The sequence below is a fragment of the Blautia luti genome, from assembly GCF_033096465.1.
GTDB classification, from domain to species: domain Bacteria; phylum Bacillota; class Clostridia; order Lachnospirales; family Lachnospiraceae; genus Blautia_A; species Blautia_A luti.
The window spans coordinates 159,149-185,000 of the sequence record NZ_AP028156.1 but is presented as its reverse complement, the minus strand read 5'-3'; the positions used below and the strand labels follow the sequence as shown (position 1 = coordinate 185,000).

23 protein-coding genes (1 of these 23 only partly in view) are annotated in these 25,852 nt (G+C 46.0%); 5 read left to right on the top strand and 18 right to left on the bottom strand.

Annotation, left to right across the window (positions count from 1 at the left end):
• Nucleotides 1-75 carry the 5' portion of a nitroreductase family protein gene (locus R8695_RS00860; protein WP_154780743.1) on the bottom strand. Its footprint begins 444 nt before the window's first position, so only the first 75 of its 519 coding nucleotides appear in the window; it begins with the start codon at nucleotides 73-75; its stop codon lies beyond the left edge, outside the window.
• 130 nt (nucleotides 76-205) lie between these two features.
• Here R8695_RS00860 and R8695_RS00855 point away from each other — a divergent pair, with 130 nt between their 5' ends.
• The 4 genes from R8695_RS00855 to R8695_RS00840 are packed head-to-tail and all read left to right on the top strand — an operon-like array spanning nucleotide 206 to nucleotide 3,279.
• Complete coding sequence (locus tag R8695_RS00855) at nucleotides 206-1,366, top strand: DUF4317 domain-containing protein (RefSeq protein ID WP_154780744.1); 1,161 nt, start codon at nucleotides 206-208, stop codon at nucleotides 1,364-1,366.
• Entirely contained in the window at nucleotides 1,356-2,159 is an 804-nt protein-coding gene (locus R8695_RS00850; RefSeq protein WP_154780745.1) for an HAD family hydrolase, read from the top strand. The genes R8695_RS00855 and R8695_RS00850 overlap by 11 nt, the downstream gene beginning before the upstream one ends.
• Before the next feature lie 44 nt (nucleotides 2,160-2,203).
• A complete protein-coding gene (locus tag R8695_RS00845; protein ID WP_154780746.1) occupies nucleotides 2,204-3,094 on the top strand; it encodes a GGDEF domain-containing protein in 891 nt (296 codons plus the stop codon).
• The gene (locus R8695_RS00840) at nucleotides 3,007-3,279 is read left to right on the top strand and encodes a GGDEF domain-containing protein (protein ID WP_154780747.1); all 273 of its coding nucleotides are present in this window, start codon (nucleotides 3,007-3,009) and stop codon (nucleotides 3,277-3,279) included. Before R8695_RS00845 ends, R8695_RS00840 begins: the two co-directional genes overlap by 88 nt.
• A gap of 162 nt (nucleotides 3,280-3,441) precedes the next feature.
• Here the strand turns inward: R8695_RS00840 and R8695_RS00835 are convergent, their stop codons facing one another.
• The 10 genes from R8695_RS00835 to R8695_RS00790 form a co-directional block, all read right to left on the bottom strand.
• Nucleotides 3,442-4,695, bottom strand: coding sequence for a peptidylprolyl isomerase (locus R8695_RS00835; RefSeq protein ID WP_154780748.1), 1,254 nt, complete (start codon nucleotides 4,693-4,695; stop codon nucleotides 3,442-3,444).
• A gap of 154 nt (nucleotides 4,696-4,849) precedes the next feature.
• On the bottom strand, nucleotides 4,850-8,164 hold the full coding sequence (gene mfd, locus R8695_RS00830; RefSeq protein ID WP_118511853.1) for a transcription-repair coupling factor: 3,315 nt from the start codon (nucleotides 8,162-8,164) through the stop codon (nucleotides 4,850-4,852).
• A gap of 152 nt (nucleotides 8,165-8,316) precedes the next feature.
• Complete coding sequence (pth, locus tag R8695_RS00825) at nucleotides 8,317-8,898, bottom strand: aminoacyl-tRNA hydrolase (protein WP_118511851.1); 582 nt, start codon at nucleotides 8,896-8,898, stop codon at nucleotides 8,317-8,319.
• A gap of 35 nt (nucleotides 8,899-8,933) precedes the next feature.
• The gene (locus R8695_RS00820; RefSeq protein ID WP_118511849.1) at nucleotides 8,934-9,884 is read right to left on the bottom strand and encodes a TIGR03943 family putative permease subunit; all 951 of its coding nucleotides are present in this window, start codon (nucleotides 9,882-9,884) and stop codon (nucleotides 8,934-8,936) included.
• Between the two features lie 47 nt (nucleotides 9,885-9,931).
• Nucleotides 9,932-11,125 carry a CobW family GTP-binding protein gene (locus R8695_RS00815; RefSeq protein ID WP_118511847.1) on the bottom strand — a complete coding sequence of 398 codons (1,194 nt, stop codon included), beginning with the start codon at nucleotides 11,123-11,125 and terminating at the stop codon, nucleotides 9,932-9,934.
• 74 nt (nucleotides 11,126-11,199) lie between these two features.
• Entirely contained in the window at nucleotides 11,200-11,433 is a 234-nt protein-coding gene (locus R8695_RS00810) for a polya polymerase (RefSeq protein ID WP_118511845.1), read from the bottom strand.
• Between the two features lie 163 nt (nucleotides 11,434-11,596).
• Nucleotides 11,597-13,480, bottom strand: a complete 1,884-nt coding sequence (gene glgB / locus R8695_RS00805) for a 1,4-alpha-glucan branching protein GlgB (protein ID WP_154780749.1) — start codon at nucleotides 13,478-13,480, stop codon at nucleotides 11,597-11,599.
• 305 nt (nucleotides 13,481-13,785) lie between these two features.
• Nucleotides 13,786-15,177 (bottom strand): polysaccharide deacetylase family protein, encoded by a 1,392-nt coding sequence (locus R8695_RS00800; protein WP_154780750.1) that lies wholly within the window; start codon nucleotides 15,175-15,177, stop codon nucleotides 13,786-13,788.
• A gap of 105 nt (nucleotides 15,178-15,282) precedes the next feature.
• Nucleotides 15,283-16,533, bottom strand: coding sequence for a trigger factor (tig, locus tag R8695_RS00795; RefSeq protein ID WP_154780751.1), 1,251 nt, complete (start codon nucleotides 16,531-16,533; stop codon nucleotides 15,283-15,285).
• A gap of 13 nt (nucleotides 16,534-16,546) precedes the next feature.
• Nucleotides 16,547-18,337 (bottom strand): polysaccharide deacetylase family protein, encoded by a 1,791-nt coding sequence (locus R8695_RS00790; protein ID WP_308418861.1) that lies wholly within the window; start codon nucleotides 18,335-18,337, stop codon nucleotides 16,547-16,549.
• A 216-nt stretch (nucleotides 18,338-18,553) separates the two neighbouring features.
• On the opposite strand from R8695_RS00790, the gene R8695_RS00785 reads away from it, so the two are divergent.
• Nucleotides 18,554-19,000 (top strand): hypothetical protein, encoded by a 447-nt coding sequence (locus R8695_RS00785; RefSeq protein WP_118511839.1) that lies wholly within the window; start codon nucleotides 18,554-18,556, stop codon nucleotides 18,998-19,000.
• 87 nt (nucleotides 19,001-19,087) lie between these two features.
• Here R8695_RS00785 and R8695_RS00780 read toward each other — a convergent pair whose 3' ends face one another.
• The 7 genes from R8695_RS00780 to ispE form a co-directional block, all read right to left on the bottom strand.
• Nucleotides 19,088-19,534 carry a YwiB family protein gene (locus R8695_RS00780; RefSeq protein WP_154780752.1) on the bottom strand — a complete coding sequence of 149 codons (447 nt, stop codon included), beginning with the start codon at nucleotides 19,532-19,534 and terminating at the stop codon, nucleotides 19,088-19,090.
• 10 nt (nucleotides 19,535-19,544) lie between these two features.
• Complete coding sequence (gene murI / locus R8695_RS00775) at nucleotides 19,545-20,366, bottom strand: glutamate racemase (protein WP_154780753.1); 822 nt, start codon at nucleotides 20,364-20,366, stop codon at nucleotides 19,545-19,547.
• Between the two features lie 41 nt (nucleotides 20,367-20,407).
• Nucleotides 20,408-20,701, bottom strand: coding sequence for a hypothetical protein (locus R8695_RS00770; RefSeq protein ID WP_118511833.1), 294 nt, complete (start codon nucleotides 20,699-20,701; stop codon nucleotides 20,408-20,410).
• A gap of 138 nt (nucleotides 20,702-20,839) precedes the next feature.
• Complete coding sequence (locus R8695_RS00765; protein ID WP_154780754.1) at nucleotides 20,840-22,537, bottom strand: GerAB/ArcD/ProY family transporter; 1,698 nt, start codon at nucleotides 22,535-22,537, stop codon at nucleotides 20,840-20,842.
• Nucleotides 22,534-24,009, bottom strand: coding sequence for a spore germination protein (locus R8695_RS00760; protein ID WP_416385744.1), 1,476 nt, complete (start codon nucleotides 24,007-24,009; stop codon nucleotides 22,534-22,536). Before R8695_RS00760 ends, R8695_RS00765 begins: the two co-directional genes overlap by 4 nt.
• A gap of 164 nt (nucleotides 24,010-24,173) precedes the next feature.
• On the bottom strand, nucleotides 24,174-24,893 hold the full coding sequence (locus tag R8695_RS00755) for a GntR family transcriptional regulator (protein ID WP_118511829.1): 720 nt from the start codon (nucleotides 24,891-24,893) through the stop codon (nucleotides 24,174-24,176).
• A 45-nt stretch (nucleotides 24,894-24,938) separates the two neighbouring features.
• Nucleotides 24,939-25,796 (bottom strand): 4-(cytidine 5'-diphospho)-2-C-methyl-D-erythritol kinase, encoded by an 858-nt coding sequence (ispE, locus tag R8695_RS00750; RefSeq protein ID WP_154780755.1) that lies wholly within the window; start codon nucleotides 25,794-25,796, stop codon nucleotides 24,939-24,941.
• Nucleotides 25,797-25,852: the final 56 nt, after the last annotated feature.

Genomic DNA, 25,852 nt, shown 5'->3' with positions numbered 1-25,852 from the left:
CTCTGCAGGTACCAGGTCTTCTTTATACCCACGTACGCTTCTGCGTTCCAGCAGTGTTTTTAATGTTTCGTTCATATGTATTCCTCCTGTGCGCGTTTTTTCTAATTATAACACCTGTATCCAGAAAATGCACTACTTCATCCTTGCCCCTTTTTCCAAACTGAGCTATAATATTAAGTAAATTAACTACGAGGTGTTTCATTATATGAATAAAAAAGAAATTTCCGAGATCAAGAAACAGTTTACCCCGGAAAACTGCTCTATTACCCGTATCTGTGGATGTTACGTGGATGGAGAGAAGAATAAAAAGACTGAATTAAAAGAAGCATTTCTTTCTCTTTCTGAGGAGGAAATGTTTAAATATTTTGAGATTTTCCGCAAATCCCTGTCCGGAACCATCGGGAAGAATCTGATGAATATGGAATTTCCGCTGGATCAGGAGACCGAGGGAGGTACACAGCATTTCCTTATGAAGCTGCGCGAGAGCAAACTTACAGACGATGCCCTGATTGAGAGTTTTTATGACAGGATCATTGAGACTTATGATTACCCGGAGAATTACTATATCATTCTGATCCACGGGGTCTATGATATCCCGGGCAAATCTTCCGACGGTGCTGAGATGTTCGATGCATCCGACGAAATCTATGACCACATTATGTGCTGTATCTGCCCTGTGAAATTATCCAAAGCCGGCCTTTGTTACAACGCAGAGACAAACAGCATCCAGGACCGTATCCGCGACTGGATCGTGGAAATGCCGGACGTGGCATTCCTTTTCCCGCAGTTTAACGACAGAAGTACCGATATTCACGGTGTTCTTTATTATAGTAAGAATACCAACGAGCTTCGGGACATTTTTATCGACGAGCTTCTGGGCTGTACTGCTCCTCTGTCTGCAGGCGGACAGCGTGATTCTTTTAACGCCCTGGTAGAGGATACATTGGGAGATGATTGTAAATATGACACAGTTTTAAATATTCATGAGAAATTAAACGAACTGATCGAATCCCAGAAAGATGAACCGGAACCTGTAGTTCTGACGAAGTCTGAAGTCAGGCGTCTCTTCGAAGAATGCGGCGTGGAGGATGATAAACTCCAGTCCTTTGACGAGCAGTACGAGATCACTGCCGGAGAAAAATCTTCTCTGGTTGCTTCTAATATCACCAATACCCGCCGTTTCGAGATCAAAACTCCTGACGTGGTGATCCACGTAGATCCTGAACGCGCAGATCTGGTGGAAACCAGGATCATCGACGGACGCAAATGTCTGGTGATCCCTATGGAGGATAATGTAGAATTAAATGGCATCCGCGTACATACAGGTGAAAGAACTTCTGAAGAGGATGACATTTATGAAGAATAATACACGTAAACTTTTATTTTTTGATATTGACGGAACTCTGCTGACCCCTTATCCATGGAAAGTCCCTGACAGTACACGTCAGGCGTTAAAGGAAGCCCGGGCTAACGGGCATCTCCTTTTTATCAATTCCGGGCGCACCTACGCCATGATTTCCAGTATGATCAAAGAGATGGATTTCGATGGATATGTATGTGGCTGTGGAAGCCAGATCTACATGAACGGAGAACTTCTCTTCTCCAGTTCCAATCCCAACGAACTGTGCAGGGAAACTGTAGAAAGGCTTCGCCAGTGTCAAATGCCCGCATTTTTCGAACGTCCGGACAAAATCCTGTATGACGGTGCAGCCAAAGCTCTTCCTGATGCCATTGCACAATTAAAAGTTGAAACTGCTGTGGAGGATCTTTCTCTCTACAGCCCGGAGGTTTATCACACATTCACTTTCGACAAATTTCTGGCATTTCCGGTTCCTGGAGCAGATACAGAAGCTTTCCGCGCATTTGCAGACCAGCATTTCATCTGCTTCGTACATGAAGACGCAGCCTGGGAACTGACCCAGAAAGAATACAGTAAAGCTACCGGAATCCAGTTCCTGGCAGATCATCTGGGAGTGTCCATAGAAGATACTTTCGCATTCGGAGACAGCACCAACGATCTTCCGATGCTTCAGTTCGCCGGAACCAGCATTGCAATGGGGCAGTCAGATCCGAAGATTCTTCCTCATTGTACGTACCAGACTACCAATATAGAGGAAGATGGAATTGCCAATGCACTGAAACATTTCCATCTGATCTAGTGTGCCGACAAGCTGGCTCACTACATATACTAAGGACTTCACTTATGAAATTAGTTAATCATAAATATGACGGAGAAATATCACCTGTATATTTTTCCCTGGCAATGAAACGATCCTACAATGTTTTTATTATATATTTCGGAATTTTCATCCTCTGTATGGCAGCTTTCGGATATCCTGCCAATTGCATTCCTGTTTTCTTCTGGCTCATCGGAACACTTGTGGCCAGATACGGGATTGACCATCTCTGGGTACGATGGAATTTCCTGTTTTATGTAATCATCTCTGCAGGATGGATTTCATATTTTATCTACTTCTACGGATGGAACTGTGGCGGCACCAACTTTATCATGCCGCTGATGCTTATGTCCATGTTTTCCGTATATGATACCTTTTTTACGAAGATCACATTTACTGTATTTCTGTTTTTGCTGCGTATGGCTTTGTTTTTCCACTGCCAGACCTATCCGGTGATCTATCCGTTAAGCACCGGGCAAATGCTGATCTTACAGGTTGTAAATACAATTTTATCCTTCGTGATCATGGGTGTGATCTGTATCACCTTCAGTACGAACCTCCAGAAAGCGGAGAAACATCTGCTCCTTTACAATATGGAGTTGCGTCAGCAGGCAGGTACAGATCCTCTGACCGGTTTATATAACAGGCGTCGGATGGAAGAAATCCTGGATAATCACATTGCAGCCAATCCCAATGAAATTTTCTGCATTGCCATCGGTGATATCGATTTCTTCAAATCAGTAAATGACACGTATGGTCACGACTGCGGTGACCTGGTACTGCAGACCTGGTACTGCAGGAGCTTTCCGCTTTATTTAAAGATAAAACCATGGGAAAAGGGCATGTCTGCCGCTGGGGCGGTGAAGAATTCCTGTTCTTCTTCCCGTATGTTAACCTGGATCAGTCCAGCACACTGATCAATGATATTAAAATGTCTGTCAGCTACCATCCCATCGTATATAAAGATACTGCCCTGCATATCACTATGACTTTCGGAGTAGAAGAATATGATTATTCCTCTGACCTTTCCGCACTGATAAAACAGGCTGATGAGAAATTATATTATGGAAAGACCCACGGACGTAATACTGTTATTTTCTGAAAATCTGACTGCGACAGGCTGTCTCAACGGCATAACCACTCCGGCAGTCCGGCAATTGTCCGCAATAAAACCATAACTTCACATCATTCAGTGATCAAAAAAACGCATGACCATCACTTTTCGATGATCATGCGTTTTTATTCTGTAAATTATTTGTCCTGATTATTTCGCAGCCTGTGTAGCTGTTGGTGCCGGTGTTTCTGTTGTTGCTGGTGTCTCAGCAGCTTCCGGTGTTTCTGTTGCTTCCGGTGTCTCAGTAGCTGCTGGTGTTTCTGTTGCTTCCGGTGTCTCTGTTGCTTCCGGTGTTTCTGTTGCTGCTGGTGCCTCTGTGGCTTCCGGTTCCTCTGTCACTTCCGGTGTCGGTGTGGCAGTCGGCGCTGTAAATGTGTGACTGTCTGTGATCTTCAGAGTCTTAAGAACTTTCTTAACTTCTTTCACATCTGCGTCGTCCAGCCATCCGTCTGTCGTTTCTGTATAATAGTCTTCCTCTTTGGAGCTTTTCAGAGATTCTCTCTTGGATGCTGTGGCATCTTCATCCAGAACCTTATCCAGTCTTACTACATAATATCCTGTATCTGTCTCAATAATGTCAGATGCAACTTCTCCCTCTGTCAGTCCGCGAAGCACTGTCAGAACCTCTTCCGGATATGCGGAGCTGTCTTCGTCTTCATCTTCATCATCGCTTTCTTTCACAGTAAAGTTACCCTGTACTGCAGAATAGCTGTCATCTACTTCTTTCGCTACTTCACTCATATCAGCAGTCGGATCCTCTTTCATCTTATCCAGGATCTCCTGTGCCTGCTCTTTCTTCTCAGCCTTCTCGTCATCAGTTATGTCATCACCGCTTGTGGAGATGCTGACATAGGTGAAGGAGGACTGATTTGCTTCGTCATCAGATACTGTGATGTTTCCTTCTGCTACGATGGAATCATGAGTCTTCTGCTGGATGGTGCGGAGTTCCAGAAGTGTCTTTACCTGATCTTCGGTAACACCCAGTTCCTTAATGGTTTCTTCGCTGTTATCAGACATAAACTGTGATGCAGCGTCTGCAATGGCAGTTTCTTCATCATCTGTTATCTCTACGTTATAATCAGCGGCCTTCTCTTTCAGAAGATACATAAGTTCTACTGCTTTCAGGCTGCTGTCTACTGCCTGCTCGCCATATGTCTCACCGGAATCATCAGAAGTATCCCAGATATTGTCTGCACTTCCCATGAAACTTAAATACATGGCAGTGGTCTGCTCCTGCTGCTGGCGTGCATACAGGCTTACGATACCCAGCGGAATATCTGTTCCATCGATCGTTGCTACTGTCTTTGTTCCATCTAATGTTTTACTTCCACAGCCGGTAAGCATTCCTGCTGCCATAACACCAGCCAGTGTCACAACGGCTGTTCTTTTTATCATTTCTTTCATTTCTTCCTCCATGTTTAGCTGAAATTTTATGTTACAGCCTTCTTCCATTATTCAGCCCGGACGCACTTCCGGACTGTGCTATTATTAGAGTATAAACTTTTTTTCCTCACAGGGCAAGTAATTTCCTAAATATGTGCTTCAATTCACACATTTATCACGATTCTGCCAGTTTTTCCAGCTCCTGGGCGAAATCTGTCAGCGCCTGGATGAAGTTTCCCTGTGGTTCCAGGATAAATTTCGGTTCCTGTTCATTCTTAAACTGCAGTCCCCGCCTGTATTTCTGCATCAGCACCGGGATTCCCTCAGGATTCAGTTTCGCTTTCTCATAAAGAGTGATTCTGACTTCTTTGCCCATCTGTTTGATCTCCGTTACATAGCCCTGATGCGCAATGGCTTTCAGCTTCGCCACAGCCAGAAGATTCAGGACTGCTTTGCCCGGTTCCCCGAAACGATCCAGAAGCTCTTCCAGCATGTCATCATAATCCTGCTGATTCTCAATCCCTGCAATACGTTTGTAAATATCCAGTTTCTGAAATTCGTTGCTGATATAGCTGTCTGGAATATAGGCATCCACGTTCAGGTCTATAGAAGTCTCGAAATCTTCCATTGTATGGATTCCCTTGGCTTCTTTGACCGCTTCACTGAGCATTTTGCAGTAAAGGTCATATCCTACGGCATTCATGTGTCCATGCTGCTGGGCTCCCAGAAGATTTCCTGCACCACGAAGTTCCAGGTCACGCATGGCGATCTTAAATCCGCTTCCCAGATCTGTATATTCCCTGATCGCGGACAGACGCTTCTCTGCAGTCTCTTTCAGCATCATATTCTGCCTGTACATCAGGAACGCATAGGCAGTCCTGTTGGAACGCCCGATCCTTCCACGAAGCTGATAGAGCTGGGAAAGTCCGTATCTGTCCGAATCATGGATGATCATGGTATTTACATTGGAGATATCCAGTCCCGTCTCAATGATAGTGGTAGAAACCAGCACATCGATGTCACCGTTTACGAAACTGTACATTACATTTTCCAGTTCTCTCTCGCTCATCTGTCCATGGGCAAAATCCACCCGGGCATCCGGCACCAGTTTCGCAATACGCAGTGCCACATCCGCAATATCTGTCACACGATTGTATACATAATAAACCTGGCCGCCCCTGCGCAGTTCACGGTTAATAGCTTCCCGTACAGTTTCCTCATCATATTCCATTACATAAGTCTGAATGGGCATTCGATCCATAGGCGGCTCTTCCAGAACACTCATATCCCTGATCCCGATAAGGCTCATATGAAGAGTACGGGGAATGGGAGTAGCTGTCAGAGTCAGTACATCTACATCTTTTTTCAGCTGTTTGATCTTCTCTTTATGGGTTACGCCGAAACGCTGCTCCTCATCTATGATCAGCAGTCCCAGATTCTTAAACTGCACGTCCTTCGACAGGATCCTGTGGGTTCCGATGATCACATCCACCTGACCTTTTTTCAGATCCTCGATGGCCTTTTTCTGCTGGGCAGGAGTGCGGAAACGGCAGAGAAGTTCCACACGTACCGGAAATTCCTTCATCCTCTGGGAAAATGTATTATAAATCTGCTGCGCCAGAATGGTAGTAGGGGCAAGATATGCCACCTGTCTGCTCTCCTGCACAGCTTTAAATGCAGCACGCAGAGCTACTTCCGTTTTTCCGTATCCCACATCTCCGCAGATCAGACGGTCCATGATCTTCGTACTCTCCATATCCCTCTTGGCATCCTCGATGGCACTGAGCTGATCCTCTGTTTCCTCATACGGGAACATTTCCTCGAACTCCTTCTGCCATACCGTATCCGGTCCGCAGACATATCCCTCTTTCTCCTGCCTTGCGGCATAAAGTTCCACCAGGTCCTTCGCAATATTCTTTACCGCTCCCCGGACTTTGCTTTTGGTCTTGTTCCATTCCTGGGTGCCCAGTTTATTCAGCTTCGGTGGCTTCGCTGTATCTGCGCCGGAATATTTCTGGAGGGAATCCAGCTGCGTAGCCAGGATATAAAGATTGCTTCCACCCTTGTATTCAATCTTGATGTAATCTTTGACGATCCTGTCCACCTCCACTTTCTCAATGCCCCGGTAGATTCCCAGTCCATGCTTCTCATGAACAACGAAATCTCCAATGGACAACTCTGCGAAGTCCTGGATCCGTTTGCCGTTATAATTCTTTTTCTTCTTCTTTCTCTTCTGCTCCTGACCGAAAATGTCGGATTCTGTCATCACCGCAAATTTGATCAGCGGATATTCGAAGCCTTTTTTCGCATGACCGTAAACCACCATGATCTCTCCGGGCTGGATCTCTCTGTCATAATCCTGTCCGTAGAAAGCATTCAGCCCCTCTTCCCTGAAATCTCCGGCCAGACGTTCTGCCCTGGTACGGGAACCGGACAGCAGCGCAATACGGTATCCCTGTTTCTTATACTGAAGAAGATCCTTTACCAGAAGTTCGAAACTGCTGTTATAGGAACTGACGGATTTTACCTCCAGATAAAATTTGTCCCGGATCTTCCAGCCGGACTGTCGTGGTTCCAGAGCACAGAGAGAAATACAGTTTCTCCTGTTCAGTTCTTTCTGAAGCTGCTCGAAAGAACAGATCCAGTTCTCAGGCAGATTCTGCCCGCCTTTCTCCTCCCTGTGCTGGCGGCTCTGACGGTATTCCTCTTCTACAGCTTCCCCTTTCTCAGTGAGATGGTTCGGCTCATCCAGAAACACCATGGTATCCTCCTGGGGAAAATAATTCAGGAAAGACACCCCTTGTTCTCCGGTGTATTCCACTGCCGGATAAATGGTGATCTCATCCAGGTTTTCCAGGGAACGCTGGCTCTCTGCGTCGAAACTTCGGATAGAATCGATCTCATCTCCCCACAGTTCGATCCTCCAGGGATTCTCTTCTGTAAGACAGTAAACATCTATAATGCCGCCTCTGATGGAAAACTGTCCCGGCATTTCCACCTGTCCCACACGTTCATAGCCCAGGCTTACCAGTGCACTTTTCAGTTTCTCAATATCCACAGTGCTGTCACTTTCATAGTGGATCAGCTTCTCCCCGATCTTCTCCAACGGCTCCAGATAATCCATGCATCCGTCAATGCTGGTGACCACTGTCAGATCTTTTTCCTCCAGAAGTGCCCTGATTACTTTCATCCTCTGACGGATCAGAAGATTCCCATGAATATCCGCCTGGAAAAACAGCAGATCCTTCGCAGGATAGGAATATACCTTTTTATCATAGAAGCGATAATCCTCATAGATTTCTCTGGCTCTGCGTTCATCTTCCGCCAGGATCAGACGACGGGAAGCTGTTTGTCCAAGTCCGTAGATCAGATGGGCTTTCTGAGATTCCAGACATCCTGAAACCTGAAGGATCCCTTTATTTTTTTTACTCTTTTCACATATCTGTTCATATTCTGCAAGACCCTGCAGCGGTGCCAAAAAACCTTTCATATCAACCTCTCTGTTTCAACCTTTCTGATGGCAAAAAAGCGGTATCTGTTTCAACATAATGTTTCATGACAGTTACCGCTTCTCTCCCCTGTACGATTTCTTTTATATGACTTATTTCTGTCCGGCTGTTCTTCCATGCCCTCCGGCATGTTTTATTTCTGTACAGGTACTTTTCTGTTGTATTCGTTCATGGCTGCATCTGCGCCCTGTTCAATCATGATATCCACAGCTTTCGCTGCTTTCCCGATGGCTTCATCCACAAGTTTACGATCCTCTGTGGAAAATCTGCCAAGTACATGATCTGCCAGATCCCATCCTTTCAGCTTAGCACCTACGCCCACTTTGATACGGAGGAATTTCTCAGTTCCAAGCTGACGGATAATGTCTTTGATACCATTGTGTCCGCCTGCACTTCCCTGCTTACGGATGCGAAGCTGACCCGGATCCAGGTCAATATCGTCGTAAATCACGATCAGTTCTGTTTCCGGATCGATCTTGAAATAATTGACCATATCCCGGATGGGGCCGCCGCTTAAGTTCATAAAGGAGAGGGGTTTCATCAGAATGACTTTCTCTCCTCCGATCATGGTCTTTCCATACATGGCATTGAACTTCACGCCACCCTGGGGAACTTTATATTCCTCTATCAGATAATCTATTGTATCGAAACCCATGTTATGACGGGTCGCTTCATACTGCTTCCCCGGGTTTCCCAAACCTGCTACTAAATACATATTGTCTCTCCGTCCACTGCTGCCATACCAGGCAATCAGTTAAAGTATACCATTTCATCTTTCAGTGGTTCACATGGTGTTGCCTCACTTGCATAAAGCACAATGCCCTCATCCTGATATTCTGTACGGTACTCAAAAGCAACTTTCGCAGTCACATCTACCCAGCTTCCTTCTTTGATATGAGATGCATTGTCACTTCTGCAGATATATCCCAGGAATGTGGTGTCATCTGCACAACAGGTCATTGCCACACGGCCCGGAACAAAGAATTTGCTTCCCATTCCGCGTGGTTTCATAACGCGGCCCTTGAAATTGACAGTTTTGCCCGCATATTTGTCCGGGTGGTCCATCGCATCCACAAACCAGATGCCGTAATCTTCCGGCGCAATCTGAATGACCGGTGCATCAATGTCAAAGGGCATTTCATCCTGGAAAATGTCGTCCAGTTCACCCTCTTCATCCTCAAAGATGACCTCTGCACCCTGGTTTGCTACTTTAATTCCACGTCTGTATGCAGGAAGGGGATCTCCCTCTTTGCAGCGGTTAAAGACTACCATGTCTGTATTCTTTATCATGTCCATAAACTGTGATTTCATGTTTGCCATATAGACCTGATAAGTAGTGGCATCTACACAGGTGATCTGCTGTTCAACACCCCAGCCTTCCGGCAGTTCCATCTCTTCGAACTTGCTTACCAGCCACATACCATTATACTCGATCACAACACGCTCCGGCTGATGGATGATATCCATAGCAGCCAGGCGCTGAGGCGTAAGATCTTCCTCATCCTCGATCACTTCCACAACTGTGTTTGTGAGTTTCAGTTTATCCATGTCATATTCTTCTTCACCTTCTTCGCAAAGAATGAGCAGAGTTTTTCCATCAATGGAAAAATAGTCCTGCTGCAGTGTGAAGTTCAGGAAAGTGGTCTTGCCGCTTTCCAGGAAACCTGTTATCAAATAAATGGGAACTCTGATATCATCCATAAATTTTCATTCCTTTACAGCTTTTATTTTATATAATGTCAGGATTGTCAGGCCAGTCCGAAAAGTTCAGACAGCTTGTCTTCTTTCAGCTTGGAACCGATCACGCACAGACGGCCTGTATATTCCGGTGCACCTTCACGGATCTCTGTTTCTTCCGGAACCATGTCAAAGTAGATCCATGTTCCGTCTTCTGCAGGAAGCATACCCTTGGCACGAAGGATGATACCATAATCCTCAGAAGCAGAAAGAGCTTCCAGTTTCTTCTCCAGATCTTCTCTGGTGTATTTCTTAATTGTCTCACGGCCCCAGCTTGTGAATACCTCATCTGCATGATGATGGTGATGAGCATGGTGGTCATGTCCACAGCCGCATTCATGATCGTGATGATGTTCATGGTCATGATCGTGTCCACAGCCACATTCGTCATGGTCGTGGCTGTGATGATGCTCATGTTCTTCATGATCGTGATCGTGTCCGCAGCCACATTCGTCATGGTCGTGGCCATGGTGATGTTCGTGCTCTTCGTGATCATGATGGTGCTCATGCTCTTCATGGTCATGGTGATGGTGTTCTCCATGCTCGTGTACATGTCCGCACTCCGGGCAAACCTCTTCTTCTGCCATCAGCTCATCAGCCAGAGATACCGGTTTCTCCATAACTTCCAGGATCTTCTTACCATCCAGTTTCTCGATCGGGGTAGTGATGATGGCTGCCTTCTCATTCATGCCACGGAGAAGTTCCATTGCCTGCTGTGCTTTCTTCTCATCTACAATATCTGTACGGCTCATGATGATCGCTCCGGCATATTCTACCTGATTGTTAAAGAACTCACCGAAGTTTCTCATATACATCTTGCATTTCTTCGCATCCACTACAGTTGTGTAACTGTTCAGCACGATATCCACATCTTCCTGAACGCCCTGTACTGCTTTGATCACATCAGAAAGTTTACCTACGCCTGACGGCTCGATCAGGATTCTGTCCGGATGATATTTGTCCACAACTTCCTTCAGGGAAGTACCGAAGTCACCGACCAGAGAGCAGCAGATACATCCGGAGTTCATCTCACGGATCTCAATTCCTGCTTCTTTCAGGAAACCGCCGTCAATACCGATCTCACCGAATTCATTCTCGATCAATACCACCTGCTCATCACCAAATGCTTCTTTCAGAAGTTTCTTGATCAGTGTAGTTTTACCTGCACCCAGAAAACCGGAAATAATATCAATTTTTGTAGCCATAATCTATTTCTCCTTTTTCTCTACGTCAAATAAGGGGACATGACTATATCATGCCCCCAAATGTATTTCAATGATCAACCGTTGATCATGAAGCTCATTAATTTATCGATGTCTTCTTTCTCATATGCAACGATCTCAAGTTCCGGAATCTCTCCACCTGAGAAGATGTTTGCCAGAGATACATACTGGGATAATTTAGATTTAAGGTTCAGTCTGTCGCCTTCGCCTGTAACTAATTCTACTCTGCCTTCGCAGCTGTCTACTACGTCAAAAAATTTCTCGATATCTTTAATGTTGGATACTTTCATGTCTGTTCTCCTTTCAACATGCACTTTTCATTCATCTCGTTGTTTTCGCGCTCATTATAACGCAATTCATATGAAAAAGCAATTATTTATTTTGCACGAATTTTATGCATTATTCATACTTCCGTACGGCGTTTCGCAAATAACTCCGGTTTTTTCCCGTCTGTTAATATACAAATACAGCAACTCCGTAAGCAGGAATGGGATATGCGAAAGAATATGGGCGGTTGTCGCATTCCTGTTTTGCTGCTTTAAATGTTTTCGGCTGTATCAGTCCGTGCTCATCCATGATCAGCTTGTACTGCTTCTGTTTCGGAACTCCTACTCTGTAATCCGGACGGTCTACAGGTGTGAAGTTTACCACATAGAGGATGTTGTTTCTCTTAGTAGGTGATTTCCTTATGAAGCTGAAAATACTTCTGTCTCCGTCATTGGCATTGATCCACTCGAAGCTCTCAGGATCATTGTCTGTGGCATATAATGCAGGATATTTCTTATAAATAGTAAGAAGATCTTTCACATAATTCCGGAGATCCTGGTGGGGCTGTTCCTGCAGAAGGAACCAGTCAAGTTCTCTCTCCTCGCTCCATTCACGAAGCTGTCCGAATTCCTGTCCCATGAACAGGAGCTTTTTGCCCGGATGGCAGGTCATGAAGGAATATGCTGCCTTCAGATTCTTATATTTATCCGGCATCTCGCCCGGCATCTTCTCCAGCATGGAACATTTCAGATGCACCACTTCATCATGGGAAAGAACCAGCACATATCTCTCACTGTAAGCATAGGTCATGGAGAAAGTCATCTTATTATGGTTGAACTTACGGAAATACGGGTCAAGCTTCATGTATTCCAGGAAATCATTCATCCATCCCATGTTCCACTTCAGACTGAATCCAAGTCCATCCTTCTCTGCATCACCTGTAACCATAGGCCATGCAGTGGATTCTTCAGCGATCATAACTGTTCCGTGATTTCTGCCAAGAACTACTGTATTCAGATGTTTAAAGAACTCAATCGCTTCCAGGTTCTTATTTCCACCGTATTTATTGGCTACCCATTCTCCGTCTTTCTTACCGTAATCCAGATAAAGCATGGAAGCCACTGCATCTACACGAAGACCATCTACATGGCACTCTTCCACCCAGTAAAGGGCATTGGCGATCAGGAAATTCTTCACTTCCGGGCGGCCGTAATTATAGATCTTCGTTCCCCAGTCAGGATGTTCTCCCTGTCTCGGGTCTGCATGTTCATAAACAGCTGTTCCGTCAAAGTTCACCAATCCATGGGCATCCTTCGGAAAATGGGCCGGTACCCAGTCCAGGATAACACCAATCTTATGCTGATGGAAATAATCGATCATATATTTGAAATCCTGCGGTGTTCCATAGCGTGAAGTTGGTGCATAATATCCAGTTACCTGATATCCCCAGGAGCCGTCGAAAGGATGCTCTGCGATCCCCATAAGTTCTACATGGGTGTATCCCATTTCTTTCACATAGTCAGTAAGGGAATGGGCAAGTTCCCGGTAATTGTAGAATCCTTCTTCGTTATCTTCCGACCATGAGTGTTTCTTCCAGGAACCCGGATGTACCTCATAGATCGCCATGGCTTCTTTCTTCTCATCGTATTTCTCTCTGTTCTTGATCCAGGTGGAATCTTTCCATTTATAATCCGTGATATCTGTAATTCTGGATGCTGTGCCAGGACGTTTCTCTGCTGCATTGGCATATGGGTCTGCTTTATACAGATGTTCACCGTGGGCTCCCACAATAAAAAATTTATAAAGCTGGCCGATCTTCGCTCCCGGCACAAATACTTCATAAACACCGATCGGTCCGACCTTCTTCATCGGATCTGCTTCTTCATCCCAGTTATTAAACTCTCCGATCACAGATACAGACCGGGCATTCGGTGCCCATACTGCAAAATATACACCCTTTCTACGGCGATATGTAACCGGATGAGCTCCCAGTTTCTTATATACTTCATAATTGGTCCCCTGGCCAAATAAATACTGGTCCAATTCCGTAAATTTCATACTTTCACCCATCTGGAGTCCTCCCTTGATTTTCAGCTTCATCAGCATATGCTGCTTTTGTTTCTGGCTTTATTTCACATGCCACTGATGTGAACTGACTTTCAGTCATTCTATAGCCTTTATTATACCAATGCGTTCCTTTTCCGTCAATGCGAATACTGTATATATTCAACAATTTTTTTGTTATTTTTTAAGTTTTTTTGTGTAAAAACAAAGAGAACAGATTCCCGTATTTTCGTACATTCTCTGCTCTCTTAAAGATAATTCTATGTTATTTTTATATGGCTGTTCTGAACAGCCCGTCAGCTGCTGTACGATCAGTACCCACTGTCATCGCTATAGTCTTCATCACTGCTGTCATCGGAGCTTCCATCGTCGTAACTTCCGTCGTCATAGCTGCTGTCATCATAACTTCCATCGTCGTAACTTCCGTCATCGGAGCTTCCATCATCATAACTGTCTGATCCATCGGAATAATCACTTCCATCAGACGTATCACTTCCGTCTGATGTATCGTCTGATGTATCACTTGAATCACTGCCGTCTGAGGATGTATCCGTACTGTCTGAAGTATCCCCGTCTGTACTTGTACTGCCCTGATATCCTGCCACCTGTCCGCTGTCAAGAGTGCTCTGCCAGAAATCTATATAGCAGGCATTCTGCAGGGTTACATTCTTGGCTTCAGCCATCTCGCTGACTGTTACCAGTTTATATCCCTGTGCGATCAGATCCGGGATCAGTCTTAACGCAGCCTGTACTGACGGCTCATGAATATCATGCATCAGAATGATAGATCCATCTGTAAGATCACCGTTCATGACTGCATTATAATCACCATCTGCATCCAGCAGTTTCCAGTCCTCTGTATCCAATGACCACATGAAGAACGGCTTGCCTACTGTGTTATAAATATCTGAATTTCCATCTCCGTATGGAGCACGCGCAACAGATGCAGCCTGTCCACATGCGTCGATCAGTGCGTTATCTGTATCTGTAAACTGTTTCGCAACGGAATCAATGTCTATGGTAGTCAGCTGTGTGTGATCCCAGGAATGGCTTCCGATCTCACATCCCAGCTCAAGCATACGCTTCGGTGCATCCGGATATGCAGATACATTCTGTCCTAACATGAAGAAAGTTGCATGTGCATTATTCTCCTCCAGGCAGTCCAGAAGTTCATCTGTATACTCTCCCGGACCATCATCAAAGGTCAGCGCCAGCATCGGACGCTTCTGTGACGGATCATAAGATCCATCCTCATTGAAATAATAGTCATTTACACCCTTGGTGATCCATCCGGTCTGCATATAACCGTTCTCATCGAAGGAATAAGTTGTTCCGTCTATATCCTGAAATCCATTCGCATAATATGTACCATCAGCATTCTGATACCATTTTCCATTGGCATCCTCATGCCAGCCAGCCGTAACAACAGATACCTTATCTGTGTCTGACTGTCCCTTCAGCGGCTGCCTTACTGCTGCATTAGGATCTGAAACCTCCTGCTCTGTATCTGCCTGAGCCTGTACTGTTTCTTTCCCGCTTCCACCGCCTGCTACATGTTGTGCGATGGGAACAATGATCCCTCTGATCACAAACACAACCGCCAGGATCAGGCCGACTACATACAATCCTAATTTCGTATACCGCCGGATCATCATCTGACGCTTTTTTCTGCGCATTCTCTCGCGCAAGACCCGCTTATCCATTTCCTTACTTTCCCCGCTTTTACTTTTTGTTTCTTTAATTAATACGTACTGTATTTAATCATAACTCATTTACTTCGGAAATACAATGGCCTTTCTTTCACAAAATCATTCCGTTTCTGCACCATCCACATTCTCTGTGCCAAGCTCTTCTTCCATCTCCTGGTCTGTTACAGATTCCTCATCCTGGGTGTCTGTGTCTGCCACAGCATCTGCATTCTCAGCTACTGTATCGCCTTCTGAAACTTTCTCACTGACATTGGCATTATCGACGATCAGTTTCTCCACTCTGAGAAGTCCAACCGATTCATCCACATAATTCTGACCATAAGTGGAAACCAGTTCTGCCAGGCTTCCTGCTTCCATCTGTTTCACAAGCTCATTCTGTACCTGAAGGCTTTCCTTATCATCCAGGGAAATTCCTTCTGCATCCATGATCCCCTGCACGATCAGATTCTGTTTCACCTTACCCTCTGCATACTGGGTGCACTGCTCGTCGAAATCATCCTGGGAGATTCCCTGGCTTTCCACGAACTCTTCCAATGTCATATCTGCCTGTTTCGCATAAACTTCCATGCTGGATTTAAATTCAGAAACAGCATTGTCCAGGTCTTCCTGTGGGTATTCCTTCACCTCGGAGTTCTCCAGGACTGTGCTCCAGGCTGTGCTTTTCAGCACTTCCTCGGCGGAATCCTTCGCATCCTGCTCAAGCTGGGCACGGACACCCTCTTTATACTCATCCACTGTGGTGTAATCGGTATTTTTTGCCACCCACTCATCTGTAAGCTCAGCTGCACGTCGCACGTTCTGCACAGTTACTTTATAGGATACATTCTGACCTGCCACTGTGCTGTCACCGTAATCTGATGGAAAATCAATGTCGATCTCCTTGGTATCACCTTTCTTCATACCGATGACACCCTGCTCAAATTCATCGAACATAGTCCCCTGGCCTACAACGAAATCATAATTATTCGCTGTGCCGCTGTCAAAAGTCTTCCCGTCAATGGTTCCTGTATAATTGATGGTTACAAGATCCCCCTCCTGTGCTCCATCCGATACAGGTTCTGCCTTATCCTGCAGATCCTCATTAATCTGCACCTGCACATCTTCATCTGTAATCGCAGATACTGTATTATCCAGTATCAGGCCTTTATATTCTCCAATGGTAATATATTTGTCTACATTCTCTACAGAGACAAGTCTTCCGGTTCCTACTTCAGCTTTCTTATCTTCTGTATTCTCCTGCGTTTTCGCAGTATCTGCAGCTGTATCTGTCGTATCCTTACTACTGCCGCATGCCGTGGCTGTCAAAGCCAGGCACAGGGCAAGCATGCCAAGATATATTCTTTTCTTCATTTCCTACTCCTTATTAGTTGCTGTCACCCATAGGTGGTACAGGTACCGGTCTGTCAGAATTAAATACTTCCTGTGCATCGAACAGGTCAGAAATCAGTTCCGGATTATAATACATTCTGTATCCATCCAGATTCCTTCTTCCCATTCGGAAATAATTATCCCGTATCTGTACGAAATACTGACTGGAATCTACATTACAGAAATAATTATATCCCTGGCTCTTCAGATATTCGAATTTCTCACCCGAATAATCTTCAGCTCCTGCAAGGTCTGCACCAAAAGCAAAAATAATGATATCCGTTCCTCCTATAAGAGGATCTACATTCTCCTTAAATCTCTGGGTATCGGCCTGAAGTTTCTCCAAACTGATCTGGCTTACATTCTGGTGGCCCCAGGTATGGCTTGCAAACAGCCATCCTTCCTTCTTCATGGCCTGCACAACCTTCTTGGCACCTTCACGTTCTGTATTCAGGTCGAAATCAGGATGGTTATCCAGCCACTGTACTTTATCTGCATCCAGATCATCCGGACGTGTCTCATAGCTGCTGTCTGTACGATATCCCAGGATTCCATTATATCCCGTCAGTGCCACGATTCCCCTGGCTCCCCGATATGAGAAATCCGGATGTTCTTCCACGAAACGGTCGATCAGCGGAACTACATCATAGTCTCCCACTGAAACGCTTCCATCATCTTCGATATATTCATTGCGTACCTTACCGTCATCATCCACGACCAGTTTGGATGCGAATCCGTCACCATCCATATAATGATAATAACATACATCATCCTCAGAAAGCACAAACGGTATTTTACCTTCCGGTAGAAGGATCTCACCCGGTGTCATATTTCCGTTCTCATCCACAGTGGCCATATCGTAGATGCTGACCATTACGTATCCTTTCTCGTACATACTCTGGGTGATCTTGTTAAATTCATCAATGGTAGTCATAACCTGATCATAATCTCCGGATTTGTAATCTCCGTCAAATGCCTTGGAAGTATCTTTGATCAGGGTGTGATAAAACACATGGGTGACCTGATCCAGCGGCCATGATACACATGATTCTTTTTTCTTCTTATAGACTTTCGCTGCTTTTCTCAGCTTCGTGCTGATCTTATAATTAGGGCTGCTTTTCAGCACCTTGATGGCTTTATCATAATCGTACTGCTGTGCATAACGTTTCGCTCTTCTGTAGAGTTTCTTGTCATCTGCGCTTAATTCATCACCGGAAGTCTGTTCAGGAGCCTGGGTTACTTCTGTCTCAGTCTCTGTCTCAGGTTCTGCTGAAGTCTGGGCAGTTTCTGTTTCCTTCTGAGCTTCTGTATTCTTCTGTGCAAGCTGCGCGATGCGGACCTGCTGTTCCTTCACAAATGCCTGCAGCTGATCCCCATAGAATCCTACACCGATTCCAATAGCTGCGGCTGCCACCACGATGACCCCGCCGATGATACGCCTTCTTCTCCTTCTGCGTTTCTGTTTCAGGCGGCGCTCCATACGCGCTGCTTTCCGGGCCTCATATGCTTTCTCATCATCATAGAAGAAGTCTTCATCCTGTGTTGCTGCCGGCGGTTCTTCTTCCTGCACCTGTTCCTTCGAAACCGAACTCTCCTCTGCTGATCCTGTTTCTTCTGCAGACTTTGTTTCTTCTGCATTCTCCGGTTCCGCTGCCGGCGGTTCTGCTGTATCTTCTGCAGATTCCCTCTTGTCCTGGATCTCTGCCTTTATCTCTTCTGTCTGTATGCTGATTTTTTCTGAAAGTCTCTCCTCTGTTGTTTCAGAGTCAGGCTTCTTTTCACTCATATCTGATCTCCTTTATCTATCGGATAAAGATAGTATGACCTTTCCCGGACATTCTATCCTCTCGAACTGGTGTCTGCCTCAATTATAACCTGTTACAATATAAATTTCTACCATTTTTATCCCAATAATTCCATTAATTCAATTGCCTTTTCTTCTATTTAATGATAAAATGAAATGTATGCAATGTTTACTATTACACATATTAGGAGGATGCAAATGAGTACAGTAACAATAGTCCTTCTGGTCATTCTTGTTATTCTGATCGCTGCACTGATCGGTTTATATTTCTTCGGCAAAAAAGCTCAGAAGAAACAGGAAGAACAGCAGGCTCAGATCGAAGCTACCAAACAGACAATTTCCATGCTGGTTATCGATAAAAAGAGGATGCCTCTGAAAGAATCCGGCCTTCCTCAGATGGTCATTGACCAAACGCCTAAGATCATGCGCCGTTCCAAGCTTCCGATCGTTAAAGCGAAAGTTGGCCCGAAGATCTCTATCCTGATCGCAGATGAGAAAGTTTTCGACCTCATCCCGGTAAAAAAGGAGATCAAGGCAGAAGTCAGCGGTCTTTATATCGTAGGAGTCAAAGGAATCCGTGGTTCCCTGGAAACCAAGCCAGCCAAGAAGAAAGGTTTCTTTGCACGCTTTAAAAAAGAAAAATAATCATAAACGTAAAATAAAAACAGACTGTTTACCTGACTATCATATCCGGTTACAGTCTGTTTTCTGTTATTTCCACATTACGGTATTTTATAATGTAAAGTTCTTGCAGTTCTTCGGCTGAGCCTGAATTGCCAGACAGCAGTCTGCCACATGCTCCTGGTTCATATCCAGTGCATAATCCACCTTCATGTTCAGGCCGCTTTCATCTTCTTTCAGGTTCATATTGGTAGCCGCGATCCCCATCTCTATGGTTCCGTAAGGAGTGGTATAATAAGTCATATTTTTCTTTCCCTGTTCGAAAACCATGTGTACATTTACAATTCCTTTTTTGCGGACTTCTATTCCCTTCGGGGATATTTTTATGTAGTTGATCGTAGGTTCGGAAAAGTCTTCCAGGATTTCCTCGTAACGCAGGTAATGGCTGCCATTGCGGAAATAATACTCGCCTGGTACAACAATCTCCACAGGTTCCTGCTCTCCGTCCTCTTCCATCATATGAAGCCCTCTCACATGAATCAATACTTCTTTATCCATCTTTCTGCTCCTAATATTTCTCAATATCAATCTTCTTCGTCATTTCCACATCATAGGGAAGTATGGAATTGGCAAATTCCTTAAACTCATCTGCCAGATCACTTACATAGAAACGATATGGAAATTCCTTCTGTTCTGTTCCGGTACTGGACAGCCCCTGTTCTTCCAGAAGCTTACCCAGCTCCAGGGCTGTTTCATATGCCGGATTTACGAGACATACCTCTTCCCCCATCACCTGACGTATTGTAGAACGGATCAGCGGGTAATGGGTACATCCCAGGATCAGCGTGTCAACATCTTTATCCTGCAGTTCTTTCAGGTACCTGGATGCCACTTCCACAGTTACCGGGTCATGAAGCCATCCTTCTTCCACAAGCGGTACAAACAGCGGGCAGGCTTTTCCGAAAACCGTAATCCCCGGATCCAGCTTCTTCAGGTACTGGGCATGAATGCCACTGCCCACCGTCCCCACTGTCCCAATAATTCCCACACGCTTATTCCGTGTCCGGGCAGCTGCCACTTTCGCTCCTGATTCGATCACACCGATGATCGGAATATCGAATTCGTCCCTCACTGTATCCAGTGCAAAGGCGCTGGCTGTATTGCACGCAACCACAATAGCCTTCACCTGCTGTTCCTGCAGAAACCGTATGATCTGGCGGGAATACCGGATGACTGTCTCCTTCGACTTACTTCCGTATGGAACTCTCGCCGTATCACCGAAATATACAATTTTCTCGGAAGGAAGATTGCGCATGATCTCACGGGCAACCGTCAGTCCTCCCACACCGGAGTCGAATACACCTACCGGTGCATCTCTGTCTATCTTCATCGATTTCTCTCCATCTCTTTTTTGATTGTTTGATTATTTTATCACCAATCAAGAGCCTGTGCAAGCCACAAGGAAATCTTTACACTGCCTTTTCCGTCTTTTTTCGCATCAGCAAAGCAGAATTTCGGGTAAATGGTTCCCCACCATGCAGATACTGCCGCCTGTTCTCTGTGCTGTACTGCCAGATTTCTTATCTGTCCGGGAAAAGTGTTCGCCAGAACAGCGCCTGCCAGTCCTGCAAGCAATGCAGCTTTTATTCTGGTTCCCTGCTGTTTTTTTCTGCAGTCTGCTCTGTGGCCTTTCTCCTGAATATGTTTGTCATTTATTCTGTCCATGATATTGACGCGCTCCTTTTCTGTCCAGGCAAATCTTTTCTATTTCTTTTACGCATGCCTGGATCTCCTGTTATTCTCTTACTACTGTTCTTTTCTATCATGGACAGATTTTCCTGTTTTTATTCAGTTTTCACCAGTTTATCCAAGACCTGTAATCTCCAGAGAAGAATCTGTCACCGTGATCCGCGGCAGCACAGGCAGCGAATCCTCTTTATACCACCTGTAAAATACATCCCGCAGCGTCACCGCCTGATTTCTCTGCTCTGACATCCGGTTCTCCATCAGACCTGTAATATATTCCCCTGCACTGGAATTATTTTCTCCCTGCCATTTCAGGACTTCCTGTGCCTGAGATGTGACGAAAACATAAATATCCTCCCCTGTAAAAGGTTCCTGTTTCAGATATTCCAGCACCATCCTCCATCTTCCGTCCTCCAGGATCGTCTGTCCCAGAACAAACACCTGAACATGTCCCATATCCAGAAATTTCTCCTGGGAACGGTCATAGATCTGTTCAATTTCACGGAAATCGCTGCCGCTGATCTGCAGCACCCGGGTACTGCCATCCTCTTCCTCTTTCCCCTGTCCTGTACTCTGGGAAAGATCCGGCATTCCATAGCTGACCAGAATGCCTTCTGCAGAAGCGTCCACTCCCACTGCCAGAGGATACATCCTTTTCTCCGGTTCCACAGCCGAGCCACAGCCACCCAGAAACAGACTGAAGACCAGAAACAGAGATAACGCTGCTGTCTTTTTCCTGTAACGCCCCCTGCCTCTCAGATACACATAAACCTGGCAGATCAGAAGTCCCGGCAGGAAAATGTAGCTGAGATACCATAGGAAATACTGTCGGATCTCCAGCCCTCCAATGGATATCTGTGAAAGCAGCCACATCACAGCCGCCATCCATACCCGCCCGGTTCCCAGATGTGCCCTGCGGATGATCTGGTGTCCGTAATGCATCAGGCTTCCCAGGGCGAAAAGCAGGCTGTACAGCAGAAATCCCATCCACAGCACATCGAATCTGGCCAGCACATTTCCCGGAAGATCTGCTCCATCCAACAGGGGCAGAACCGGATACTCCTCTGCCCGCACTCTGTCCATTCCCAGAACTGCCGGCATGAGGATCTTCATCCCTGCCAGGATCCCCCCTGCAGTAACAATCCCGCCCGTTACTGCCTTACCCGCGCTTCCATATTTCTCCACATCCCCCAGCGCAAATGGCAGCAATCCGATCACAGAAAAAGCGCACAAGGTACCATACATCTTTTCTATAACAGACCCTGCCGAAAGGTTCCAGGTTTCTGTCATTTCTTCCAGATACACAGCCTTGCCCTGAGGGATACACAGAGCCATCATAAGCAGGATGCCTCCCAGGAGAAATCCCCCTGACACCTCTGCCATCCTGCCTCTGCGCTGCATTCCCCTGCAGGTACCTGCCCCACATGCAAGCACCGCCCAGAAAGCAATCCAGTTCCCGGAAATCCCTGTAACCAGGCTTACGGGAACCAGATCAGCGATCACTGTCAGAAGATAACCTCCTGCCAGCAGCACGAACACCAGGAAAAAAGCCCCAATCACTCGGCCCGAAAATCCTCCTGCTGCCTTCGTCAGATCCCCGAAATACGGCTCAAGCCTGATGAGAAAAACGACATAAAATCCAAGCACCACCAGGGCAAGCACCAGCCCCAGCAGTCCATTCCCGTCATCCAGACCGCCGCTGGCATAAGGCCAGTCTTTCCCCGACATACACAGCAGAAAAGGTGCAGCCAGACTCAGAATGATCTGTCTGTACAGCTGTCTGTGGGAAATCCTGTTATTCTCAGCGAATTTCATTGGCTTTTCTCCTTTCTGTTCCGTTCTTTCAGCCGGATACGCTGTTCTTTCCGGGCATACAGCGGACGCATTTTCCTCATACGGAAAGGAAGCCGCCAAACACCGTCCCCATTGGCCACCCCCAGGTAAGGTACTCCAAAGCTCAACAACCCCGCCAAATGCCCAACAGTAACATACGCCCCCAACGCCATCCCATAAATTCCCAAATAACCACCCAAAATCAGAAACCCATACTTCAACAACCGAAACGCCGAAGCAAACTCCTCACTGGGTACTACCAGCGATCCCAGCTCCGTAAGCGCCACGATCATCACCACGATGGGACTCACAAGATTCGCTTCCACCGCAGCCTGGCCGATCACCAGGCCGCCTACGATCCCTATGGCGTTTCCCAGAGAGCCCGGTATTCGCACTCCTGCCTCCCGGATCAGTTCAAATGACAGTTCCAGGAAGATCAGTTCCACAACGCTGGAGAACGGCACTCCTTCCCTGGCTTCTGCGAAGGACAGGATCAGATTGGTGGGCAGGACCTGTGTATGGAAACGGATCACCGCCAGATAAAGCCCGGGCAGTATCGTGGTCATGAGCACTGCCAGATACCGCAGGAGCAGAAGAAACGATGCCATCTCAAACCTGTGATACCAGTCTTCGCTGCTTTCCATAAAACTGTTGAAATTTCCCGGCAGGATCAATGCTTCCGGGGAATTGTCACACAGTACTGCTACCTTTCCGTTGAGGATCTCCTGCACAGTCCGGTCAGGTCTCTCTGTAGTCTGATACTGTGGAAACGGCGAATACCAGGTATCTTCTGTAAGCTGTTCCAGCATACCGCTGTCCAGGATCCCGTCGATCTCGAATTTTTCCAGCCGCTCTTTTACTTCTGTCAGAAGTTCTTCATGTACCAGATCATCCATGTACAGAACCTGCACCAGTGTATGAGAACGGACGCCCACATAGTATTCTTCCACCTTCAGCCTGGTATCCCGCAGTCTCTTGCGCACAAGGGCAGTGTTGCTTTTCACACTGTCTGAAAATCCCTCTTTGGATCCCCGGAGTACTTTCTCTGTCTCTGCCTGGGATATACCCATTCCCGGATATCCTTTGCTGGAAATCTTCATGGCCTTGTCATAGCCGTCCATAAAGAAGACCGCATTTCCGGTAAGCAGAGCGGAAATGGCTTCTTCCATATCCTTCAGTTTCTTTACATCTGCAATTCCCAGACTGTTATTCCGTACGAATTCCTGTATCTGATCCGGGGATATCTCCCAGAAATGGTTGATCATTTTGCCGATGGCGGAGTCATCCAGCATCATGTTGGAAACTGCAACTTCGATATAGACCATCAGGCAGTCTACCTTGTGATGATCCCCCAGTTTCATAGGACGGATCAGGATATCGCTGCAGTTTTCCAGGCGTTCTCTGAGATATTTCTCATTTTCCCGGAGATTCGCGGAGATTTTTGCCTTTTCCAAATCTGTTTTTAAGTCATTCAGATCACTTTTATTTTTCAATTTATTTCTATCTTTCAAAACAGTTCCTCCTGTCTGTATCCAACAGCCTGTTTTTCGTACGGGTCGCTTCAGCAACAAAAAAGAGAGGCTGTTCACCTCTCTTAGAATTTCCAGATTTCCGGATATTATTTATGTCCTCTTGATTTCTCTTTCTCAGCTCTGGCCCGTTCTGCATTCTCGGCTTCGATGGAACGCATGATCGCCGTTCTCTGATTCTCGATATGCTGGTAGGAAAGTTTTTTCGCACGCTCCACATCACGATCCCTGATGGCTTTCGTCAGCTCTTCGTGTTCTTTCACCAGAATATCTCTGGTCTCTCCTTCTTTCAGATATTCTACACGGTAGCGGTAGATCTGCTCACGCATATTATTCAGTACCTGGATCAGTCTCTTGTTATCGGATGCCTGGTAAATGATCTCATGGAATGCCACATCTGCCTCTGCAAGCTTCACCAGATTTCCCTCTGCAATAGTATGTTCGAATTCCTTGGCTGCCAGCCACAGTCTGCTCATCTCTTCCTCTGACATACGGTCACAGGCCTTCTCGATAGCCACATTCTCCAGCGCAATACGGACTTCCAGAACATCATTTAAATCCTTCTCTGTGATGTTAGCAACCTGCGCACCTCTTCTGGGGATCATGACTACAAGTCCCTCCTGCTCCAGCTTACGCATTGCCTCCCTGATAGGGGTTCTGCTCACACCAAGCTTCTCAGCCAGGGCGATCTCCATCAATCTCTCGCCCGGTTTCAGTTCTCCTTTCAGGATCGCCTGACGCAGTGTGTTGAACACAACGTCGCGCAGGGGCAGGTATTCATTCATATTTACAGAAAAATCACTTGTCATTCGTATTATAACCTCCTGTTTCTCTGATCTGTGGAGTCAGAAATCTCATTTGTTAAAAATCTCTGTGCCGAAAACTGTTTTCGCCAGTCTGCTCTCACGGAGGACTGCTGCTGCTTCCTCCATTTTCTTTTTATCATCAAAAATTCCAAATACTGTAGGACCGCTTCCGCTCATCATGGCCTTCAAAGCTCCATGTTCTTCCATCAAATCCTTAATCTCACGGATAACCGGATATTTCCCGATGATCCCCGATTCGAATACATTTCCCATTTTATTCACCATGGAATAAAGATCACTATTCTCTATATCCCGGACCATTCCGTCAATATCCGGATGAGTCTGTATCTGATCCAGCTTCAGGCTCTCGTACGCAGCCTTCGTAGAAACATTGATTCCCGGTTTCCCTACCAGCACATAACACTGTGGCATACGGGCGATCCTTGTAAGTTTCTCGCCGATTCCTTCTGCCAGGGCAGTTCCCCGCATTACGCAATAAGGAACATCTGCCCCTATATTCACCGCACGCTCCATCAGATCCCTCTCCGTAAGTCCCAGCCTGAACAGACGATTGATCCCTACCAGTGCTGCTGCCGCATCTGAACTACCTCCTGCCATGCCTGCAGCCACCGGGATAAATTTATCAAGATGGATAGAAACTCCCTCTTCCACCTGAAATTCATCCATCAAAAGCTTCGCTGCTTTATACACCAGATTCCGTTCATCAGATGGAATAAACGGGTAATTCACTGCAAGGGAAATTCCCGGAATTTTCTTTTTCTTCATCTCCAGTACATCATACATCTGTATGGTCTGCATGATCATTCTTACTTCATGATATCCGTCTTCTCTTTTCCCCAGGATATCAAGTCCCAGATTTATTTTCGCCAGTGCACGTAACCGCATATATCCCTCAGACACTCCTTTGTATTATTCTTTGTACTTTGTATACAATACATTTC

Excerpts from the sequence above, each read along its gene's own strand:
- R8695_RS00855 (WP_154780744.1), top strand. The coding sequence starts at position 206 with ATGAATAAAAAAGAAATTTCCGAGATCAAGAAACAGTTTACCCCGGAA.
- R8695_RS00850 (WP_154780745.1), top strand. The coding sequence starts at position 1,356 with ATGAAGAATAATACACGTAAACTTTTATTTTTTGATATTGACGGAACT.
- R8695_RS00845 (WP_154780746.1), top strand. The coding sequence starts at position 2,204 with ATGAAATTAGTTAATCATAAATATGACGGAGAAATATCACCTGTATAT.
- R8695_RS00840 (WP_154780747.1), top strand. The coding sequence starts at position 3,007 with ATGGGAAAAGGGCATGTCTGCCGCTGGGGCGGTGAAGAATTCCTGTTC.
- R8695_RS00835 (WP_154780748.1), bottom strand. The coding sequence starts at position 4,695 with ATGAAAGAAATGATAAAAAGAACAGCCGTTGTGACACTGGCTGGTGTT.
- mfd (WP_118511853.1), bottom strand. The coding sequence starts at position 8,164 with ATGAAAGGTTTTTTGGCACCGCTGCAGGGTCTTGCAGAATATGAACAG.
- pth (WP_118511851.1), bottom strand. The coding sequence starts at position 8,898 with ATGTATTTAGTAGCAGGTTTGGGAAACCCGGGGAAGCAGTATGAAGCG.
- R8695_RS00820 (WP_118511849.1), bottom strand. The coding sequence starts at position 9,884 with ATGGATGATATCAGAGTTCCCATTTATTTGATAACAGGTTTCCTGGAA.
- R8695_RS00815 (WP_118511847.1), bottom strand. The coding sequence starts at position 11,125 with ATGGCTACAAAAATTGATATTATTTCCGGTTTTCTGGGTGCAGGTAAA.
- R8695_RS00810 (WP_118511845.1), bottom strand. The coding sequence starts at position 11,433 with ATGAAAGTATCCAACATTAAAGATATCGAGAAATTTTTTGACGTAGTA.
- glgB (WP_154780749.1), bottom strand. The coding sequence starts at position 13,480 with ATGGGTGAAAGTATGAAATTTACGGAATTGGACCAGTATTTATTTGGC.
- R8695_RS00800 (WP_154780750.1), bottom strand. The coding sequence starts at position 15,177 with ATGGATAAGCGGGTCTTGCGCGAGAGAATGCGCAGAAAAAAGCGTCAG.
- tig (WP_154780751.1), bottom strand. The coding sequence starts at position 16,533 with ATGAAGAAAAGAATATATCTTGGCATGCTTGCCCTGTGCCTGGCTTTG.
- R8695_RS00790 (WP_308418861.1), bottom strand. The coding sequence starts at position 18,337 with ATGAGTGAAAAGAAGCCTGACTCTGAAACAACAGAGGAGAGACTTTCA.
- R8695_RS00785 (WP_118511839.1), top strand. The coding sequence starts at position 18,554 with ATGAGTACAGTAACAATAGTCCTTCTGGTCATTCTTGTTATTCTGATC.
- R8695_RS00780 (WP_154780752.1), bottom strand. The coding sequence starts at position 19,534 with ATGGATAAAGAAGTATTGATTCATGTGAGAGGGCTTCATATGATGGAA.
- murI (WP_154780753.1), bottom strand. The coding sequence starts at position 20,366 with ATGAAGATAGACAGAGATGCACCGGTAGGTGTATTCGACTCCGGTGTG.
- R8695_RS00770 (WP_118511833.1), bottom strand. The coding sequence starts at position 20,701 with ATGGACAGAATAAATGACAAACATATTCAGGAGAAAGGCCACAGAGCA.
- R8695_RS00765 (WP_154780754.1), bottom strand. The coding sequence starts at position 22,537 with ATGAAATTCGCTGAGAATAACAGGATTTCCCACAGACAGCTGTACAGA.
- R8695_RS00755 (WP_118511829.1), bottom strand. The coding sequence starts at position 24,893 with ATGACAAGTGATTTTTCTGTAAATATGAATGAATACCTGCCCCTGCGC.
- ispE (WP_154780755.1), bottom strand. The coding sequence starts at position 25,796 with ATGCGGTTACGTGCACTGGCGAAAATAAATCTGGGACTTGATATCCTG.